Raw genomic sequence first — 18,196 nt, 5'->3', positions numbered from 1 at the left:
GGGCGTGTTGATCTTAAACCGGCAAATCAATCAGCAGCGCGCGCAGCGGCGTATCGGCAACCAGGGTGATATTCGCTTCGTCACGAATAAACGCCCCGTCACCGCAGGTGAGCGCTTCTTTCTCTTCCGTATGCGTGACCGCATGCACCGTTCCGTGAATGGACTGCAAATAGGCACGCGGGCCATGAAGCTGGAAGCTCGCCTGTTCACCTTTTTTCAGTTCGATATGGTGCAACCACACCTGCTGGCGCAACTGCAAGCTGCCTTTGCTGCCGTCTGGCGAGGCAATCAGCTGCTGTTTACCGCCCTTCAGATCGATTTTTTGCACCAGCGGATTTTCCCGCTCCGGACAGGCATCCAGCCACAGCTGCATGCGGGTCAGCGTTTTATCTTTGCTGAGGTTATGCTCGCTGTAGCTAATACCTGGCTGCGTGGAAATTAACAGCGCCTCGCCAGCCTTCGCCTGGACATGATTGCCCTCGCTATCGCGGTATTCTGCCTCGCCTTCCAGGATCAGGTTCAGGATATCGACTTTAGGGTACGTGCGCGGCTGGAAGGACGCGCCCGGGGCGAGCACTTCCTGATTCAATACGCGCAGTGAAGCGTAACCGAGGAGTTTAGGGTCAAAGTAGTGTCCAAAGGAAAAGGTGTAGCGGGCCTGCAACCAACCGAAATCGGCTTGTCCGCACTGTTTCGCTGTTCTTGTCGTAATCATAAACTTGACCTCTCTTTACACTAAATCAATGGTAAAGGTATGGACGCTGCATTGTTAGCCAGATATTCTGCCTGGTATGTTCAAATTTCCTGAATGAGAACGAGATGGCTAAAGAGAGAGCATTGACGCTTGAGGCGCTTCGCGTCATGGACGCGATTGACAGGCGCGGCAGTTTTGCCGCGGCGGCAGATGAACTGGGGCGCGTTCCGTCTGCCCTGAGCTACACCATGCAAAAGCTGGAAGAGGAGCTGGACGTGGTGCTCTTCGATCGTTCCGGTCATCGAACAAAATTCACTAACGTTGGCCGAATGCTGCTGGAGCGCGGTCGTGTGCTGCTGGAAGCGGCGGATAAGCTGACGACCGATGCCGAAGCGCTGGCGCGCGGCTGGGAAACCCATCTGACGTTAGTGACCGAAGCGCTGGTGCCCACCGAGGCGCTCTTCCCGCTGGTGGACAGACTGGCCGCGAAAGCCAATACCCAGCTGTCGATCATCACCGAGGTGCTGGCCGGGGCGTGGGAGCGTCTTGAGACGGGCAGGGCGGATATCGTCATTGCGCCGGACATGCATTTCCGCTCATCGTCAGAAATCAATTCGCGCAAACTGTACAGCGTGATGAACGTCTACGTCGCCGCCCCGGATCACCCGATCCATCAGGAGCCGGAGCCGCTCTCTGAGGTCACGCGCGTGAAATACCGCGGCGTGGCGGTCGCGGATACCGCCCGAGAGCGCCCGGTGTTAACGGTACAGTTGCTGGATAAACAGCCGCGACTGACGGTAACGTCGCTGGAAGACAAACGGCAGGCGCTCCTGGCGGGGCTGGGCGTGGCGACGATGCCGTACCCGTTTGTCGAAAAGGACATTGCAGAAGGGCGGCTGCGCGTCGTCAGCCCGGAATACACCAGCGAAGTGGATATCATTATGGCGTGGCGTCGTGACAGCATGGGCGAAGCCAAATCATGGTGTTTGCGTGAAATTCCCAAGCTCTTTGCCCACCACAACAAATAAGCGTAGGCCCGGTAAGCGTAAGCGCCACCGGGCAGAATTTACGCGCTTGCCTTAGGATCCGGACCAAAGCGGTTTTCGCCCGGCGTTCCGCTCTGACAGTTGAAAATCAAAATCACGATCCAGCCGATAAGCGGGATCAACAGCAACAGCAGCCACCACGCCGAACGATCGGTGTCGTGAAGACGACGAAACAGTACGGCCCATGAAGGCAGCAGAACTAACACACCATAAATGGTGGTGAGAATGCCTTCACCCCCCTCGCGTTCCCAGCCGAGGATCTTGTCCACAATGCCCAGCACCATAATCAGGACGAAGTTCACCAGAACGAACATCCAGTACTCTTTGCGGCGGGCGCGGCCACCAAATCCAACGTAGTTGCGCAGTACCTTTAAATACCAGTCCATTTTTCCTTGCCTCTTAATCAGTCAATCACTTGTTTTCTAAGCGATCGAGGTAAGGATAGATGTATGCTGTGAATTAAAAAAGGGAATCAATTGATTCCCTAAATAATTATCCGAAACGCACGTCGCGCCCGTGCGGTTCATCCAGGTCCTGCCACGGGCCAATGGAGATAATGCCCGTTGGGTTGATGGTCTTATGACTGCGGAAATAGTGGGTGCGAATATGGTCAAAGTTGACCGTCTCCGCAATCCCCGGCATCTGATAGATGTCGCGCAGGAAACCGTGCAGGTTCAGGTAATCACTGATGCGATGCTTGTCGCACTTGAAGTGAGTGACATACACCGGATCAAAGCGGATCAGCGTCGTCCACAGGCGGATGTCTGCTTCGGTGAGGCGATCGCCCGTTAAATAACGATGCTGGCCGAGGATCTGCTCCAGGCGCTCCAGGGATCCAAACACGTTGCCGACCGCTTCGTCGTACGCTTCCTGACTGGTGGCAAAGCCCGCTTTGTAGACGCCGTTGTTAACGTTGTCGTAGATCCAGCCGTTCAGCTCGTCAATTTTCTCGCGCAGCTCAACCGGGTAGTAATCCCCGGCGCGGGCACCGTGCGCGTCAAACGCGGTATTGAACATGCGAATGATTTCAGCGGATTCATTGCTGACGATCGTCTGGTTTTTCTTGTCCCACAGCACAGGCACCGTTACGCGTCCGGTGTAGTGCGGATCGGCGCGCAGATAGAGCTGATACAGGAAATCGTGATGATAAAGCTCATCACCCGTCGCGGCCGGGAAGCCACTGTCGAACGTCCAGCCGTTTTCCAGCATCAGCGGGTTGACCACCGAAACCGGAATTAACGATTCGAGACCTTTAAGTTTGCGCACAATCAGCGTGCGGTGCGCCCACGGACAGGCGAGAGAAACATACAGATGATAACGATCTTTTTCCGCCGCAAAGCCCCCTTCGCCACTCGGGCCGGGTGCGCCGTCGGCGGTCAGCCAGTTACGGAAGGCCGAAACAGAGCGCTTAAAGCGTCCACCGGTGGATTTGGTGTCATACCAGACATCCTGCCAGACGCCGTCTACGAGTTGTCCCATTTTTTACTCCTCCGTCAGATAGCAAAAGCGAGGAGATGTCTCCTCGCTTTGAATGTAATCAGTATAGCCTGCTTACCACTTCTTATTCAGAAGACGGTCGATGCTGTAGGCGCCCGGACCCGTGATAGCCAGCAGCAGGAAGCCGCCCGCGATGGTCAGGTTTTTCATGAACATCAGGGAGTTCACGCCTTCCGCAAAGTTGCTGTGGAAGATGAACGCGGTCAGCAGGGTAAAGCCTGCGGTGAACAGCGCCGTGGTGCGGGTCAGGAAACCGAACAGCACTGCCAGGCCGCCGCCGAACTCAAGCAGAATGGTCAGTGGCAGCAGGAACCCCGGCACGCCCATCGCTTCCATATACTGCTGAGTACCCGCATAGCCGGTAATTTTGCCCCAGCCTGCGGTGATGAACAGAACAGGCATCAGAATACGCGCTACCAGTACACCAACATCTTCTAATTTTTTCATTTTACTCTCCAGGAAACCACATCAGCGGCTAAACGTTATTTGCTTGCAAATTCGGGTAGATACCGCGTCTTTGCTGTCGATGGAGAGGAGTGTAAACGGGGCGGATGGCAAATGTTAGCAAGGAAAACTGTTAATCTTCTTCAAAGATATTGAGTAAGGGAGGGGGTTTTGCCGGGTGGCGGCTACGCCTTACCCGGCCTACACGCAATCGTAGGCCGGGTAAGCGCAGCGTCACCCGGCAAGAAGGCTAGCGCAACTGCTGTTGTCGCAGCGTGGTTTTCACCAGACGCCAGGCGCTCCAGGCGCCAAAGCCGCGGCGTGCCCAGCGGATCAGCATGTTAGGATGCCGAACCGACCAGATCGCCATCACGCTGCTACCGACCAGCGCCCATGAGCGCAGGCTCAGGACCGTGTTCCAGCCGCGGTCAAACCGATGCGTGGCTTCAACCCAGTCTCGACGGCTGGCAGACAAATCCAGCCGCTGCTGCTGGATTTGGCTCAACAGATACGCTTTCCGCTTTTGACGTTCGGCTTTGTCGCTCACGACTTATCATCCTCCAGCAGGGCGCGGTCGTTGGCCAGCTCCTGGCGCGTATGGCGCAGGAAGGTCGACGTGCGCGCTTTATGCAGGGTCCAGATACCGCCTATCAGCGCCGCCACCAGCAGAACCACGGTAGTCGCAATCATCGCGTTCAGACGATACTGTGGATCGATAGCCCAGATGATTAACACCATCAGGCTCATCAGACCAAACGCGGCAAAGAGCATCGTAAGCCCAAGCATGAGCAGCATCTGGAAGAGGTTGGCTTTCTCCTCTTCCAGCTCCACTACCGCAAGCCGGACGCGCGTTTCGGCAATCCCGACCAGCGTCGTAAGAATACGCTGGCCGATGCCGAGGACGTTTTTAGCAGGCCCTTGTGCGTGACGTGGATCTTCCATAATCAACGACGCGTCAGCAGGACACCCAGCACCACACCCACTGCGGCGCCAATACCTACACCCGTCCATGGATTATCACGTACATATTCGTCTGCGCGCGCTGCCGCTTCGCGGGTTTGTTTCGCCAGCGCATCACCGGTTTCGCCCAGACGGTAACGGCTCTCTTTCAGTGCCTGCTCCGCTTTGCTGCGCAGTTTACTTACTTCTTCTTTCGATTTATCCGCAGAAGAGTTCAGCACCTCTTCCAGGGTGTCCGCCAGGGATTTCAGTTCAGCGCGCAGATTTTCTGAAGTTGTATCTTTTGACATGATTCTCTCCTGTTGAGATTTCCGTTAACTCAATAATCGCGAGCTTCCAGCGCTTTCAGTTCGTCCTGCGCCTCTTGCAACTTCCTCTCGCGCTTGGCAATTTTTTCCGCATCACCTTTCTCTTTCGCTTCCTGTAGGTCTTGACGGCGCTCGGCTATCTCGTCCTTCTGTTCAGCGATTTTTTCCTGATGATCGGCACGCAGCTTGCTGTCCGTACAGTTGTCTTTCACTTCGCTCAACGCTTTTTTCAGCCCGTCGATCCGGTGCTGATTGTTATGCTTTTCGGCATAACTGATTTCGCGTTGGATATCCTGTTCTTTCTCCTGACAAAGAGACATAGCGAAGGAAGCTGTGCTTAAAGAAAAAAGGGCCAGAGCCAGAGTGATGCGGTATTTCATTATAGAAACCTTCCATTGTGTTACGGCGTAAGCCGTGTTCCAGAACTATGCGGAGAACATCTGAGGGGTGCTCCGCGTACTTAAGCATAGTAAGTAAACGGGAGTTTCACCAAAGTAGGTGAAAATATTCGGAATCTTAGTCGTTAACCAAATCGATGCGACGTGTCGCGTAACCGTGACATCCAGGAGGCTACGTGGCTGTCATCATCCTGTTGCGCAATGATGTAACCCTGCGGCAGCGTGCGGTCCAGCACGGCTTTCGCCGCGGCGCTTTGCGCACTTGAGTCAAATTTTATCAGCAGTACATCGTCTTGCGGCGTGATGCTCTTAAAGCGGATCCCGTTTGCGTCCAGATGATGCCAGATGGAAAAACCATCCGGCACGCTGGTTCCCTGGCTCACAGGACGGATAGCCAGCGTCGACTCCTGATGCTGTAGCGCAGACCACAGCAGGATAAGAGCGCTGAACATCATCAGCGCGACGATAGCGTAAGAGAAGCGGCGCAGCGCGAGCGGGGAGATAACCATCGTTAACCCCTGGCTCCGTATTTCTTCTTCCACAGTACGACCAGGGACCCGACCAGGCCAAACACCAGCAGAACGACGGGCAGCAGCATCAGGCAAGACATCAGCTGATCTTCATATTTCATAAAGACCGGCGTTTTACCCAGCGCGTAGCCGAGCGTGGTCAGGATCAGCACCCACAGCAAGCCGCTCATCCAGTTAAAGAACTGGAAGCGCGTACTGCTCAGGCCGGACAAGCCCGCAATGGTGGGCAGCAGGGTGCGTACGAATGCGATAAAGCGGCCGATCAGTAAGGCGGAAAGCCCATGCTTATGGAAAAGGTGGTGCGCTCGCTGGTGGTAATGGGCCGGAAGGTGCGAAAGCCAGTTCTGAACGATTCGCGTGTTACCCAGCCATCGCCCCTGAATGTAACTCACCCAGCAGCCCAGGCTGGCGGCAATGGTCAAAAGCAGGACCGTTTGCGGGAAAGCCATCGCCCCTTTTGCACAGAGCACCCCGACCAGCACCAGCAGGCTGTCGCCGGGTAAAAAGGCAGCAGGCAGCAGACCGTTCTCAAGGAACAGGATCATAAATAACACAAAGTAGAGCATGCCAATCATGGACGGGTTGGCCAGCGTTTCGAAATCCTGAGCCCAGAGGGCGTTCAGTAGTTGGGTCAAAAGTTCCATTCAGTGTTCCTGGAAATCGGTTAACGTCACGCCTGTCATTCGGGAAAACAGCACGGCGACATTGTTATGATTTCATTATGGTCGCTCGCGGACACATTGATGTGTGGCCAACACTGTTCCCTGTTAATTGGCTGGTTAGCAAGCACTAACTTACAAAATAACGAAGTGAATCCAATTGTAACAAAGCCCGACGTTCTGCGTCACAGAATTTGAGGGGAAACACGATTTTGGCGTAAGCCACGGAGGGGAGCGAGAAATTTTACAAAGGCTGACACTATAGAGGTTTTCTTACCCTGTCTGGCCGGAAGGCGCGGCGGTGCGCCTGCCAGAAGTTCGGGGGATTATTTTGCGAGATTGGTCGCGGTATCGAGGTGAACGACCGGATTATCGGCAAAAAGATAGCGGTCAGCGTTAAATTCAAAGTCATCACTTGTTTCATTAAACAGCATCTGTTTGGTGTTCTCCAGGTGCTGCCACATTGCCAGTTTCGCCGCATGCGGATCTTTACGAATCAGGGCCTTAAGAATCTGGTCGTGGTCGTCACACCAGTTATCTACCGTGCGGGAATCAATGTGATCGTGCAATTTCTTCCAGTACGGGTTGTGAACGCGCTGAGTCCACATTTTTTCAACGATTGCCGCCAGCGCCGTGTTTTGAGTCGCAAGGGCGACCTGGACGTGGAATTGCAGGTCCCATTCGGAATCGCGGAAACATTTTTCTTTACGCGCGTGATCCTGGATTTCCATCAGCTTCATGATGTCCTGCTTGGTCACCTGCGTCGCAGCAAATTCCGCAATATTGCTTTCAATCAGCTGGCGAGCCTGGAGAAGCTCAAACGGACCGTAGCTGGCAAACTCCAGACTTTCGTCCGGGGTGGGGGAGTGTTTCGCCTGGCTGGAAATCACATGAATGCCGGAACCTTTGCGTACCTCAACATACCCTTCCACTTCCAGCATGATGATGGCTTCGCGGACCACCGTACGGCTGACGCTTTTTTCATCCGCAATGAAACGCTCAGCGGGAAGTTTATCACCGACAAGATAGACCCCTTGCTCGATGCGATCTTTCAGCTCGGCGGCAAGTTGTTGATATAAACGACGTGATTCGGTGATTTCCATATGCGCTCCAGGCAGGGTACGGCGAATGATTTGTTATACCACTTTTGCGTGCCACTCTCCAGATTTCGCCATGAAAAAAGCCGCCCGGAGGCGGCTTTTGAGAAGATTTAGCCGGGTGGCGCTTCGCTTGCGCGGGCCTATGGGTTTTGTAGGCCGGGTAAGGCGTAGCCGCCACCCGGCACTACAACGCTAACTCTGCGTCGCCGGTCCCCCAAGGGACTCTTTCGCCAGTTCATCGGCGGATTTGCTCTTCAGCACCGTCCAGATAACCACCGCACCCATCAGGTCGAAGATAGCCAGTACCGCGAACAGCGGGCTAAAGCCAATGGTATCTGCCAGCGCGCCGACCACCAGCGCAAACAGGGTACTTGCGGTCCAGGCGGCCATCCCGGTCAGGCCGTTGGCGGTAGCGACTTCGTTACGACCAAACACGTCGGACGAGAGCGTAATAAGCGCACCGGAAAGAGACTGGTGAGCAAAGCCCCCGATACACAGCAGGGCGATAGCCACGTAAGGGCTGGTGAACAGGCCGATCATGCCCGGGCCGATCATCAGCAAGGCGCCCATGGTGACCACCATCTTACGGGACACAATCAGGTTCACGCCAAACCAGCGCTGGAACAGCGGTGGCAGGTAGCCGCCGACGATACAGCCCAGGTCTGCAAACAGCATTGGCATCCAGGCGAACATCGCGATCTCTTTCAGGTTAAAGCCGTAAACTTTAAACATGAACAGCGGGATCCAGGCGTTAAACGTACCCCAGGCCGGTTCTGCCAGGAAGCGTGGCAGGGCGATACCCCAGAACTGACGGGTGCCCAGGATCTGCCAGACGGACATCTTTTTGCCGTTGTCGGTCTGATGCTGAGATTCCTGACCATTAATAATGTAGTCACGTTCTTCGTCAGACAGCTTTTTCTGATCGCGCGGGTGTTTATAGAAGATCAGCCACGCCATGGCCCAGGCAAAGCTCAGCACACCGGAGATGATGAACGCCATCTGCCAGCTGTGCATCACAATCGCCCACACCACCAGTGGCGGAGCAATCATCGCCCCGATGGAGGAGCCCACGTTGAAGTAACCGACAGCGATTGAACGCTCTTTTGCCGGGAACCATTCAGAGCTGGCTTTCAGTCCCGCGGGGATCATCGCTGCTTCGGCAGCACCTACCGCACCACGCGCCAGCGCCAGTCCGCCCCAGCTGCCGGCCAGCGCGGTCGCCCCACAGAAGACGGCCCAGGCTACAGCGAAGAAGGCATAACCAATTTTTGTACCCAGAATATCAAGAACATAACCTGCAACAGGCTGCATTACGGTGTAAGCGGCAGAGTAAGCCGCAATGATGTAAGAGTATTGCTGCGTGGAGATATGTAACTCTTCCATCAACGTTGGCGCCGCTGCTGCCACGGTGTTACGTGTCAGGTAGCCCAGCACGGTGCCGAGCGTCACCAGTGCGATCATGTACCAACGTAACCCTTTAATTTTACGCATGTAAAACCTCATCGTTATGTTATTTCCGTGTCGGGACACGGCAACAACTCAACCGTTGCCGGGAGTTGTTCTGTAACGGGAGGGGCGTAACCGGGAACCTGTCCCGGAACGGCCCGAACCTTGCCATAAGTAATCGTGCTAAGTCGGCTTCCGTACCGTTAAATCCGATGTATCAAACACCGGTAATGCATTCCGTCGGCTTATAGTTTGCGACGGCGAAAAGATAACTTGTCATACAACTTTAAAAGGTGAGTGACATCACAAAAGTGTGAATCTTTGTAGGGACATTATGCGGTGCGCGCAAAGCCAGAACTGGCGCGGTCTGCGAGAGGGTTTACCCCTTTGAGGGTAATTTATTTGTCGACGTTTATTGATCTAACTCACGAAAAAAACGTCGGACTCTGGAAATTGGTGTGATAACTTTGCAGCATCTGAACATAAGCTTTCTGACGCTCCCGTAATGAGGAAGACGATAATGACACCGTTTATGACCGACGATTTTCTATTAGATACCGAATTTGCTCGCCGCCTGTACCACGACTACGCAAAAGACCAGCCGATTTTCGACTACCACTGCCATTTACCGCCGCAGCAGGTTGCCGAAAATTACCGTTTCAAAAACCTGTATGATATCTGGCTGAAGGGTGACCACTATAAGTGGCGCGCAATGCGCACCAACGGCGTGGCCGAGCGCCTGTGTACCGGCGACGCGACCGATCGCGAGAAGTTTGACGCCTGGGCCGCTACCGTTCCTCACACTATCGGTAACCCGTTATACCACTGGACGCACCTCGAACTGCGTCGTCCGTTTGGTATCACCGGCAAGCTGCTCTCTCCCGCCACGGCGGATGAAATCTGGGATCAGTGCAACGAACTGCTGGCGCAGGATAGCTTCTCGGCGCGCGGCATCATGCAGCAGATGAACGTGAAGATGGTGGGCACCACCGACGATCCGGTCGACTCTCTGGAACATCACGCGGTTGTCGCGAAGGACAGCACGTTTGACATCAAAGTGCTGCCAAGCTGGCGCCCGGATAAAGCCTTCAACATCGAGCTGCCGACCTTTAACGACTACATGGCGAAGCTGGCGGAAGTTTCGGATACCGACATTCGTCGCTTTGGCGATCTGCAAACCGCGCTGGCCAAACGTCTGGATCACTTTGCCGCACACGGCTGTAAAGTGTCTGACCACGCGCTGGACGTAGTGCTGTTCGCGGAATCCAGTGAAGCTGAGCTGGACAGTATTCTGGCGCGTCGTCTCTCCGGCGAAGCCCTGAGCGAGCACGAAGTGGCGCAGTTTAAAACCGCGGTGCTGGTGTTCCTCGGTGCGGAATATGCCCGTCGCGGCTGGGTTCAGCAGTATCACATCGGCGCGCTGCGTAATAACAACCAGCGTCAGTTCAAACTGCTGGGCGCGGACGTAGGCTTTGACTCCATCAACGACCGTCCGATGGCGGAAGAGCTGTCAAAACTGCTGAGCAAACAGAACGAGCAAAACCTGCTGCCAAAAACCATTCTGTACTGCCTGAACCCGCGCGATAACGAAGTGCTGGGCACTATGATCGGCAACTTCCAGGGCGAAGGGATGCCGGGCAAGATGCAGTTCGGTTCCGGCTGGTGGTTTAACGATCAGAAAGACGGCATGGAGCGTCAGATGACGCAGCTGGCGCAGCTCGGCCTGCTGAGCCGCTTCGTTGGCATGCTGACCGACAGCCGCAGTTTCCTCTCCTATACCCGCCATGAATATTTCCGCCGCATTCTGTGCCAGATGATTGGCCGCTGGGTGCACGCGGGCGAAGCGCCAGCGGATATCCAGCTGCTGGGCGAAATGGTGAGAAACATCTGCTTTAACAATGCGCGTGACTACTTCGCCATTGAACTGAACTAAGGCCGTTTGAGGTTGATATGCAATACATCAAAATCCATTCGCTGGATAACGTTGCCGTCGCGCTGGCCGATTTAGCCGAAGGGACGGAAGTGACCTTCGACAACCAGTCGGTGACGTTACGCCAGGCCATTGGACGTGGACATAAGTTTGCCCTGATCCCCATCGCGAAAGGGGAGAACGTGGTGAAGTACGGTTTGCCCATCGGTCATGCGCTGGCGGATATTGCGCCGGGTGAATACATTCATTCCCACAATACCCGCACCAATCTCAGCGATCTGGACGAGTACAGCTATCAACCTGACTTCCAGGCAGAAGAAGGACAGGCGGCCGATCGTGAGGTGCAGATCTACCGCCGCGTCAGCGGGGAGGTGGGGATCCGCAATGAACTGTGGATCCTCCCGACCGTCGGCTGCGTGAACGGGATCGCGCGTCAAATTCAGACGCGTTTCCTGAAAGAGACCAACAATGCTGAAGGCACCGACGGCGTGCATCTGTTCAGCCATACCTACGGTTGTTCCCAACTGGGCGACGACCACATCAATACCCGCACTATGCTGCAAAATATGGTGCGTCACCCGAACGCGGGGGCGGTGCTGGTGATTGGCCTCGGCTGTGAAAACAATCAGGTCGACGCCTTCCGCGACACGCTGGGCGAGTTCGATCCTGAGCGCGTGCACTTTATGGTGTGTCAGCACCAGGACGACGAAGTGGAAGCGGGCGTTGAACAGCTGCACCAGCTGTATGAGGTGATGCGTCACGACAAGCGCGAGCCGGGCAAGCTGAGCGAACTGAAGTTTGGCCTGGAGTGCGGCGGATCTGACGGGCTTTCCGGCATTACCGCTAACCCGATGCTGGGCCGCTTCTCAGATTACGTGATTGCCAACGGTGGCACGACAGTGCTGACCGAAGTGCCGGAGATGTTCGGCGCAGAGCGCATTCTGATGAGCCACTGCCGCGACGAAGAGACCTTTGAGAAGACCGTCACCATGGTCAACGATTTCAAACAGTACTTCATCGCCCATAACCAGCCGATTTATGAGAACCCGTCGCCAGGTAACAAGGCGGGCGGGATCACCACGCTGGAAGAGAAATCCCTGGGCTGCACCCAGAAAGCGGGCGCCAGCCAGGTAGTGGACGTGCTGCGCTACGGTGAACGGCTGAAAACGCACGGTCTGAACCTGCTGAGCGCACCGGGCAACGATGCGGTCGCCACCAGTGCGCTGGCGGGAGCGGGCTGTCACATGGTGCTGTTCAGTACCGGGCGCGGCACGCCGTACGGCGGATTTGTGCCAACGGTGAAAATCGCCACTAACAGCGAGCTGGCGGCGAAGAAAAAACACTGGATCGACTTTGATGCCGGCCAGCTGATCCACGGCAAAGCGATGCCGCAGCTGCTGAGCGAATTCGTGGACACGATTGTGGAATTTGCCAGCGGCAGGCAGACCTGCAACGAGAAGAACGACTTCCGCGAGCTGGCGATCTTTAAGAGTGGTGTGACGCTATAAGTGCTTTGTCGGGTGGCGCTAGCGCTTACCCGACCTACTAAACCCTGTAGGCCCGGTAAGGCGTAGCCGCCACCGGGCTTTTCTTTTTAACTGCGCAGGGCGTTCTTCGCTAAACGCGCGTCTTCCGCCTGACAGGCCGCTGCGGTAAACAGCACGTCGGTAGAGGAGTTCAGCGCGGTTTCGCAGGAATCCTGCAATACGCCGATAATGAAGCCGACCGCGACAACCTGCATGGCAATCTCGTTCGGAATACCGAACATGTTACAGGCCAGCGGGATCAGCAGCAGCGAGCCGCCCGCCACGCCGGATGCGCCACAGGCACACAGTGATGCAACGACGCTCAGCAGCAGCGCGGTTGGCAGATCCACCGGAATGCCCAGCGTATGCACCGCCGCCAGCGTCAGCACGGTGATGGTGATCGCCGCACCTGCCATGTTCACGGTTGCACCCAGAGGAATCGACACCGAATAGGTATCGCGATCCAGATTCAGCTTCTCCGCCAGCGCCATGTTGACCGGAATGTTTGCCGCCGAGCTGCGGGTGAAGAAGGCATACACGCCGCTTTCACGCAGGCAGGTCAGCACCAGCGGATACGGGTTGCGGCGGATCTGCCAGAACACCAGCAGCGGGTTGATCACCAGCGCCACCAGCAGCATACAGCCGACCAGGACGACCAGCAGCTGCGCGTAGCCCCACAGTGCATCGAAACCGGTGGTTGCCAGCGTGGAGGAGACCAGGCCGAAAATACCGATTGGCGCAAAGCGAATCACCAGCTTCACCATAAAGGTGACAGCGTTGGACATATCGTTCACCAGGTTTTTCGTGGTCTCGTTACCATGACGCAGCGCGAAGCCCAGACCGATCGCCCAGACCAGGATGCCGATGTAGTTCGCGTTCGTCAGCGCGGTGACGGGGTTAGAGACCATGCTCATCAGCAGACCGCGAAGCACTTCCACAATCCCGGACGGCGGGGTGATATCACCGGCCGCGCTGGTCAGGTGCAGCGTGGACGGGAACAGGAAGCTAAACACCACGGCCGTTAAGGCAGCAGAGAAGGTTCCCAGCAGATACAGGAACAGAATAGGGCGAATGTTGGTTTTTTGTCCGTGCTGGTGGTTGGCAATCGACGCCATCACCAGCATCAGCACCAGTACCGGGGCGACGGCCTTCAGTGCGCCAACGAAAAGGGTGCCGAGCAGCCCCGTCGCTTCCGCGGCAGGTTTTGACACCATCGCCAGCAGAATACCCAGTACCAACCCGACCAGAATTTGTTTTACAAGACTGCCCTGCGCCAGGCGCGCGAATAGACCGCGTGATTGTGTGCTCATACGTTATTCCTGAGTGAAATTGCGTTCCATCCTGGATGTGCTCTAAGTCACATTTGTGTCCGGATGTAAGTATTTGTTTGCCTGGTTGAGTATCAGGGAAAGCAGCGAAAGGCGGAAGCGTAAAATGCTGGATTTTACGTGCTGCGTCATGTTTTTTAACTATTGGTTAACGAAAGTGCCGGGTGGCGCTACGCTTACCCGGCCTACATTGCATTTCCCCCTCTCCCTGTGGGAGAGGGTTGGGGTGAGGGCATCAGCCCGCACCGAACGTTGCACTAAGCCTGCTGCTTCTTATCGTGCTGGCGGTTAACCCAGGTATTGATAATCAGCGTCACCAGCAGAATGCCAAACACCACGCCGAGCGAAATGGCGATCGGAATATGGTAGAAATCGACGATCAGCATCTTGATACCGATAAACACCAGAATCACCGACAGACCGTACTTCAGCATTGAGAAGCGCTCTGCCGCACCCGCCAGCAGGAAGTACATCGCACGCAGGCCGAGGATGGCGAACAGGTTTGAGGTCAGCACGATGAACGGGTCGGTAGTGACCGCGAAGATAGCCGGGATACTGTCCACCGCGAAAATCACGTCGCTCAGTTCGACCAGAATCAGCACCAGCAACAGCGGGGTGGCGAACAGCAGGCCGTTCTTACGCACGAAGAAATGCTCGCTCTCGATCTTGTCCGTCATGCGCAGATGACCCCGGATCCACTTCACCAGCGGCTTATCACCGATCCCGGTATCGTCTTCTTTCGCCAGCGCCATTTTTACCCCGGTGAACAGCAGGAACGCGCCAAATACATACAGCAGCCATTCGAACTGGGTAATCAGCCAGCTACCGGCGAAGATCATGATGGTACGCAGGACAATAGCGCCCAGCACGCCGTACACCAGCACGCGACGTTGCAGAGCCGCAGGCACGGCGAAGTAGCTGAACAGCATCAGCCAGACGAAGACGTTATCAACCGCCAGCGCTTTTTCAATCAGATAGCCGGTGAGGAAGGCGAGTGCCTGAGGATCGGCCACCGCGCGGCCTTCGGTTGAGGCCAGATACCACCAGAAGGCGGCGCAGAAGAGGAGTGAGAGGGTAACCCATACCAGCGACCAGACGGCGGCTTGCTTGACGCTCATGCCGTGCTCGCCGCGACGACCCTGCAAAAAGAGGTCGATTGCCAGCATGATGAGCACGACAACCGCGAATCCGCCCCACAGCATTGGAGTGCCGACAGAATGCATACTATTTTCCTTACACATAAAAAACAAAAACGGCCATGGTCAGAAGACGATAGCCGTTAGCTTTTTATGCATAGACCTCGCCTTCCGGCAAGGTCTCACTTACAACCACGAAGGTTGCCCGGCGACCGGATGCGGTTTTGCACGCATCGTAATGACGATCCACCGGCGAAGAAGTTACTCCCCTTTGCAGGTAACAAATTATGTCAGACCATCGGTTTCGTCAATGGTCTGCACGATTTCATTACACAGTTTTACGCGACGGCTTCCACATTCACGCCGTCTGCGGGGAAGATCACGCCAGTCTGTCGGCGGATCTCCGTTTGCAGCTTCGCCGTGGTGCGGCTGATCGCCAGCCCCGGGTGGTTCACTTCGTTGTCTTCTACCAGACGGGCGAAGACCTCTGCCTCATAGAGCATAGTGTTAATATGCTGAGGCTGCGTCAGCTCCTGCGCTTTGCCGCCGCGGGGAACGATGCTTAGCTTCTGGCATTCGGAGATTTTTTCGATCACCAGCGAGCCGTCTTCGCCCTGAATTTCGCTTGGCAGTACGGAGTCACTGACCTTCGAGTGCTGCAACGTCACGCTAAAATCACCGTAATCCAGCACCACAACGCCGTGTGCATCCACGCCGCTTTCCAGCAGGCTGGCGGTGGCGGTTACGCCGTGCGGTTCACCCCACAGGGCGACCGCAGAGGCCAGGCAGTAAAAACCGATATCCATAATCGAGCCATTCGAGAAGGCCGGGTTAAAGGTGTTCGGGTTTTCGCCGTCCAGGTAGCGCTGGTAGCGCGAGGAATACTGGCAGTAGTTGATAAAGGCTTTACGCACTTTGCCAATTTTCGGCAGCGATTGCTGCAACAGCAGGAAGTTCGGCAGGCTGGCGGTTTTGAACGCTTCAAACAGTACCACCTGGTTTTCGCGGGCAAGCGCAATGGCGGCTTCCACTTCCTCAATATTCGAGGCGAGCGGCTTCTCGCAGATCACATGCTTTTTGTGGCTGAGGAACAGCTTCGTTTGCGGGAAGTGCAGAGAATTCGGGCTGGCGATATAGACCGCGTCAATGGCGTCGCTTTGCGCCATCTCATCGAGCGAGGTGAACAGATGTTCAACCAGGTAGTCATTCGCAAAACTCTGCGCCTGCTCAAGGCTGCGGGAATAGACTGCGGTGAGCTTATATTTGCCGGTTTCGTGGGCGGCGTCGACGAACTGGCGCGTGATCCAGTTCGTACCGATGACTGCGAAACGTATCATAAACGTTTACGTACTCCGTAGCAGGGAACCTAAAGCCACTGTAGCACGTCATCATGACATTTCGCGTGCGCTACTGCGCATTACTCTTTAACGATAAATGCGTCAGCCACAAACGGGTATCAAACTCCAGCTGGTGGTACTGCGGCTCCATATGGCAGCACAGGGAGTAGAACGCTTTGTCGTGCTCTTTCTCTTTCAGGTGCGCCAGCTCGTGCACCACGATCATCCGCAGAAAGGCTTCCGGCGCATTGCGAAAGACGGTCGCGACGCGGATCTCCGCTTTGGCCTTCAGCTTGCCGCCCTGTACGCGGGAGATGGCGGTATGCAGGCCGAGCGCGTTTTTCAGCACGTGGATCTTATTGTCGTACATCACCTTGTTGATCGGCGGAGCGCTCTTAAGATACTGGTTTTTCAGATCCTGCGTATACTGCCAGAGGGCTTTGTCAGTCGCGAAATCATGCGTGCCCGGGTAGCGTTTCTCCAGCACCGCACCGAGCTTTCCCGCGGCAATCAGGTCACGAACCTGGGAAAGTAAATGCTCCGGATAGCCCTGGAGATAAGTCAGCTGGTTCATCAAAACCCCAAAATAGTGTGAAAACGGGTATACTCACGCACCCTTTTCAGGGATACGCTAAATTTTACCATTCAGGAGGGCCGATGAGCCACTTAGACAACGGTTTCCGTTCACTCAACCTTAAACGTTTCCCGGAAACGGACGACGTTAACCCGCTTCAGGCGTGGGAAGCGGCGGATGAATATCTGCTGCAACAGTTGGATGGGACTGAAATCAGCGGCCCGGTTCTGATCCTGAATGACGCGTTTGGCGCGCTGGCCTGCGCGCTGGCGGAACATGCGCCTTACAGTATCGGCGATTCTTACTTAAGCGAGCTGGCGACGCGTGAAAACCTGCGTCACAACGATATCGAAGAATCCAGCGTGAAGTTCCTCGACAGCACCGCGGACTACCCGCAGGCGCCGGGCGTGGTGCTGATTAAAGTGCCCAAAACCATGGCGCTGCTGGAGCAGCAGCTTCGCGCGCTGCGTAAGGTCGTGACGCCGGATACGCGTATTATCGCGGGTGCCAAAGCGCGCGATATTCACACCTCGACGCTGGAATTGTTCGAGAAAGTGCTCGGCCCGACCACCACGACGCTTGCCTGGAAAAAAGCGCGCCTGATCAACTGTACCTTCAGCGCACCGGCGCTGGCCGACGCGCCGGAGACGCTGAGCTGGAAACTGGAAGGTACCGACTGGACCATCCACAACCACGCGAACGTTTTCTCCCGCACCGGTCTGGATATCGGCGCACGCTTCTTTATGGAACACCTGCCGGAAAACCTGGAAGGGGAAATCGTTGATCTCGGCTGCGGTAACGGCGTGATTGGCCTGACGCTGCTGGCGAAGAACCCGGAGGCCAGCGTGGTGTTCAGCGACGAATCGCCAATGGCGGTGGCGTCCAGCCGTCTGAACGTGGAAACCAACCTGCCGGAGGCACTGGATCGCTGCGAGTTTATGATCAATAACGCGCTGTCGGGCGTAGAGCCTTTCCGCTTCAACGCGGTATTCTGTAACCCGCCGTTCCACCAGAAGCACGCCCTGACGGATAACGTCGCGTGGGAGATGTTCCACCACGCGCGCCGCTGCCTGAAAATCAACGGCCAGCTGTATATCGTGGCCAACCGCCACCTGGACTACTTCCACAAGCTGAAGAAGATTTTCGGCAACTGCGTCACCATTGCCACCAATAACAAATTCGTGGTGCTGAAATCGGTGAAGCTGGGGCGTCGTCGGTAAGATTGGGTATGTGCGGCCTGATGCCCGGTGGCGCTTCGCTTACCGGGCCTACAATGGCCTCGA

General features: G+C 55.9%; 20 protein-coding genes. 4 read left to right on the top strand and 16 right to left on the bottom strand.

The window, feature by feature from the left end:
• Positions 1-13 precede the first annotated feature (13 nt).
• Positions 14-715: a pirin family protein gene (locus tag ACJTMZ_RS15420; RefSeq protein ID WP_017382430.1), complete on the bottom strand. Its 702-nt coding sequence runs from the start codon at positions 713-715 to the stop codon at positions 14-16.
• 104 nt (positions 716-819) lie between these two features.
• Here ACJTMZ_RS15420 and yhaJ point away from each other — a divergent pair, with 104 nt between their 5' ends.
• On the top strand, positions 820-1,722 hold the full coding sequence (gene yhaJ / locus ACJTMZ_RS15415) for a DNA-binding transcriptional regulator YhaJ (protein ID WP_003862655.1): 903 nt from the start codon (positions 820-822) through the stop codon (positions 1,720-1,722).
• 38 nt (positions 1,723-1,760) lie between these two features.
• Here the strand turns inward: yhaJ and ACJTMZ_RS15410 are convergent, their stop codons facing one another.
• The 11 genes from ACJTMZ_RS15410 to ACJTMZ_RS15360 form a co-directional block, all read right to left on the bottom strand.
• Entirely contained in the window at positions 1,761-2,126 is a 366-nt protein-coding gene (locus ACJTMZ_RS15410) for a DUF805 domain-containing protein (protein ID WP_015571946.1), read from the bottom strand.
• 106 nt (positions 2,127-2,232) lie between these two features.
• The gene (locus ACJTMZ_RS15405) at positions 2,233-3,219 is read right to left on the bottom strand and encodes a glutathione S-transferase family protein (RefSeq protein ID WP_039269693.1); all 987 of its coding nucleotides are present in this window, start codon (positions 3,217-3,219) and stop codon (positions 2,233-2,235) included.
• A 72-nt stretch (positions 3,220-3,291) separates the two neighbouring features.
• Positions 3,292-3,684 (bottom strand): DoxX family protein, encoded by a 393-nt coding sequence (locus ACJTMZ_RS15400; protein WP_006812075.1) that lies wholly within the window; start codon positions 3,682-3,684, stop codon positions 3,292-3,294.
• A gap of 247 nt (positions 3,685-3,931) precedes the next feature.
• The gene (locus ACJTMZ_RS15395; protein WP_003862649.1) at positions 3,932-4,228 is read right to left on the bottom strand and encodes a YqjK-like family protein; all 297 of its coding nucleotides are present in this window, start codon (positions 4,226-4,228) and stop codon (positions 3,932-3,934) included.
• Entirely contained in the window at positions 4,225-4,623 is a 399-nt protein-coding gene (locus ACJTMZ_RS15390; RefSeq protein ID WP_003862647.1) for a phage holin family protein, read from the bottom strand. Before ACJTMZ_RS15390 ends, ACJTMZ_RS15395 begins: the two co-directional genes overlap by 4 nt.
• Positions 4,624-4,625: 2 nt before the next feature.
• Positions 4,626-4,931, bottom strand: coding sequence for a YqjD family protein (locus tag ACJTMZ_RS15385; protein WP_003862645.1), 306 nt, complete (start codon positions 4,929-4,931; stop codon positions 4,626-4,628).
• A gap of 29 nt (positions 4,932-4,960) precedes the next feature.
• Entirely contained in the window at positions 4,961-5,329 is a 369-nt protein-coding gene (locus ACJTMZ_RS15380; RefSeq protein ID WP_017382428.1) for a DUF1090 domain-containing protein, read from the bottom strand.
• Positions 5,330-5,472: 143 nt separating this feature from the next.
• Positions 5,473-5,856 carry an EnvZ/OmpR regulon moderator MzrA gene (mzrA, locus tag ACJTMZ_RS15375; protein WP_003862640.1) on the bottom strand — a complete coding sequence of 128 codons (384 nt, stop codon included), beginning with the start codon at positions 5,854-5,856 and terminating at the stop codon, positions 5,473-5,475.
• A gap of 2 nt (positions 5,857-5,858) precedes the next feature.
• Positions 5,859-6,521 carry a DedA family general envelope maintenance protein YqjA gene (yqjA, locus tag ACJTMZ_RS15370; protein ID WP_003862638.1) on the bottom strand — a complete coding sequence of 221 codons (663 nt, stop codon included), beginning with the start codon at positions 6,519-6,521 and terminating at the stop codon, positions 5,859-5,861.
• A gap of 341 nt (positions 6,522-6,862) precedes the next feature.
• The gene (gene exuR, locus ACJTMZ_RS15365; RefSeq protein WP_003862635.1) at positions 6,863-7,639 is read right to left on the bottom strand and encodes a transcriptional regulator ExuR; all 777 of its coding nucleotides are present in this window, start codon (positions 7,637-7,639) and stop codon (positions 6,863-6,865) included.
• A gap of 189 nt (positions 7,640-7,828) precedes the next feature.
• Positions 7,829-9,127, bottom strand: coding sequence for an MFS transporter (locus ACJTMZ_RS15360; protein WP_015571942.1), 1,299 nt, complete (start codon positions 9,125-9,127; stop codon positions 7,829-7,831).
• Positions 9,128-9,602: 475 nt separating this feature from the next.
• Between ACJTMZ_RS15360 and uxaC the strand changes: the two genes are divergently transcribed.
• Together uxaC and ACJTMZ_RS15350 are read left to right on the top strand one after the other, a co-directional pair.
• A complete protein-coding gene (gene uxaC, locus ACJTMZ_RS15355) occupies positions 9,603-11,015 on the top strand; it encodes a glucuronate isomerase (protein ID WP_252010980.1) in 1,413 nt (470 codons plus the stop codon).
• Between the two features lie 17 nt (positions 11,016-11,032).
• Positions 11,033-12,520 carry a UxaA family hydrolase gene (locus ACJTMZ_RS15350; RefSeq protein WP_032104138.1) on the top strand — a complete coding sequence of 496 codons (1,488 nt, stop codon included), beginning with the start codon at positions 11,033-11,035 and terminating at the stop codon, positions 12,518-12,520.
• An 86-nt stretch (positions 12,521-12,606) separates the two neighbouring features.
• Here ACJTMZ_RS15350 and sstT read toward each other — a convergent pair whose 3' ends face one another.
• The 4 genes from sstT to ACJTMZ_RS15330 all read right to left on the bottom strand — a co-directional run bounded on the left by sstT (position 12,607) and on the right by ACJTMZ_RS15330 (position 16,913).
• Positions 12,607-13,848, bottom strand: a complete 1,242-nt coding sequence (gene sstT / locus ACJTMZ_RS15345; protein WP_033487676.1) for a serine/threonine transporter SstT — start codon at positions 13,846-13,848, stop codon at positions 12,607-12,609.
• Positions 13,849-14,123: 275 nt separating this feature from the next.
• On the bottom strand, positions 14,124-15,089 hold the full coding sequence (locus ACJTMZ_RS15340) for a TerC family protein (protein ID WP_017382424.1): 966 nt from the start codon (positions 15,087-15,089) through the stop codon (positions 14,124-14,126).
• Between the two features lie 251 nt (positions 15,090-15,340).
• A complete protein-coding gene (locus ACJTMZ_RS15335; RefSeq protein ID WP_003862623.1) occupies positions 15,341-16,339 on the bottom strand; it encodes a Gfo/Idh/MocA family protein in 999 nt (332 codons plus the stop codon).
• Between the two features lie 70 nt (positions 16,340-16,409).
• Positions 16,410-16,913, bottom strand: coding sequence for a YgjP-like metallopeptidase domain-containing protein (locus ACJTMZ_RS15330; RefSeq protein ID WP_003862622.1), 504 nt, complete (start codon positions 16,911-16,913; stop codon positions 16,410-16,412).
• Positions 16,914-16,996: 83 nt separating this feature from the next.
• On the opposite strand from ACJTMZ_RS15330, the gene rlmG reads away from it, so the two are divergent.
• A complete protein-coding gene (gene rlmG / locus ACJTMZ_RS15325; protein ID WP_032104140.1) occupies positions 16,997-18,133 on the top strand; it encodes a 23S rRNA (guanine(1835)-N(2))-methyltransferase RlmG in 1,137 nt (378 codons plus the stop codon).
• Positions 18,134-18,196: the final 63 nt, after the last annotated feature.

This window comes from Enterobacter sp. DN (genome assembly GCF_046054285.1).
Classification (GTDB): Bacteria; Pseudomonadota; Gammaproteobacteria; order Enterobacterales; family Enterobacteriaceae; genus Enterobacter; species Enterobacter hormaechei_C.
The sequence above is the reverse complement of the archived record's forward strand: the minus strand, read 5'-3'. Positions and strand labels throughout refer to the sequence as shown.

What these genes read in the sequence shown, in the direction of transcription:
- uxaC (WP_252010980.1), top strand. Translation starts at nt 9,603, where the DNA reads ATGACACCGTTTATGACCGACGATTTTCTATTAGATACCGAATTTGCT.
- ACJTMZ_RS15405 (WP_039269693.1), bottom strand. Translation starts at nt 3,219, where the DNA reads ATGGGACAACTCGTAGACGGCGTCTGGCAGGATGTCTGGTATGACACC.
- ACJTMZ_RS15360 (WP_015571942.1), bottom strand. Translation starts at nt 9,127, where the DNA reads ATGCGTAAAATTAAAGGGTTACGTTGGTACATGATCGCACTGGTGACG.
- ACJTMZ_RS15410 (WP_015571946.1), bottom strand. Translation starts at nt 2,126, where the DNA reads ATGGACTGGTATTTAAAGGTACTGCGCAACTACGTTGGATTTGGTGGC.
- ACJTMZ_RS15400 (WP_006812075.1), bottom strand. Translation starts at nt 3,684, where the DNA reads ATGAAAAAATTAGAAGATGTTGGTGTACTGGTAGCGCGTATTCTGATG.
- ACJTMZ_RS15420 (WP_017382430.1), bottom strand. Translation starts at nt 715, where the DNA reads ATGATTACGACAAGAACAGCGAAACAGTGCGGACAAGCCGATTTCGGT.
- ACJTMZ_RS15385 (WP_003862645.1), bottom strand. Translation starts at nt 4,931, where the DNA reads ATGTCAAAAGATACAACTTCAGAAAATCTGCGCGCTGAACTGAAATCC.
- ACJTMZ_RS15380 (WP_017382428.1), bottom strand. Translation starts at nt 5,329, where the DNA reads ATGAAATACCGCATCACTCTGGCTCTGGCCCTTTTTTCTTTAAGCACA.
- rlmG (WP_032104140.1), top strand. Translation starts at nt 16,997, where the DNA reads ATGAGCCACTTAGACAACGGTTTCCGTTCACTCAACCTTAAACGTTTC.
- ACJTMZ_RS15390 (WP_003862647.1), bottom strand. Translation starts at nt 4,623, where the DNA reads ATGGAAGATCCACGTCACGCACAAGGGCCTGCTAAAAACGTCCTCGGC.
- ACJTMZ_RS15340 (WP_017382424.1), bottom strand. Translation starts at nt 15,089, where the DNA reads ATGCATTCTGTCGGCACTCCAATGCTGTGGGGCGGATTCGCGGTTGTC.
- mzrA (WP_003862640.1), bottom strand. Translation starts at nt 5,856, where the DNA reads ATGGTTATCTCCCCGCTCGCGCTGCGCCGCTTCTCTTACGCTATCGTC.
- sstT (WP_033487676.1), bottom strand. Translation starts at nt 13,848, where the DNA reads ATGAGCACACAATCACGCGGTCTATTCGCGCGCCTGGCGCAGGGCAGT.
- yhaJ (WP_003862655.1), top strand. Translation starts at nt 820, where the DNA reads ATGGCTAAAGAGAGAGCATTGACGCTTGAGGCGCTTCGCGTCATGGAC.
- ACJTMZ_RS15330 (WP_003862622.1), bottom strand. Translation starts at nt 16,913, where the DNA reads ATGAACCAGCTGACTTATCTCCAGGGCTATCCGGAGCATTTACTTTCC.
- ACJTMZ_RS15335 (WP_003862623.1), bottom strand. Translation starts at nt 16,339, where the DNA reads ATGATACGTTTCGCAGTCATCGGTACGAACTGGATCACGCGCCAGTTC.
- yqjA (WP_003862638.1), bottom strand. Translation starts at nt 6,521, where the DNA reads ATGGAACTTTTGACCCAACTACTGAACGCCCTCTGGGCTCAGGATTTC.
- ACJTMZ_RS15350 (WP_032104138.1), top strand. Translation starts at nt 11,033, where the DNA reads ATGCAATACATCAAAATCCATTCGCTGGATAACGTTGCCGTCGCGCTG.
- exuR (WP_003862635.1), bottom strand. Translation starts at nt 7,639, where the DNA reads ATGGAAATCACCGAATCACGTCGTTTATATCAACAACTTGCCGCCGAG.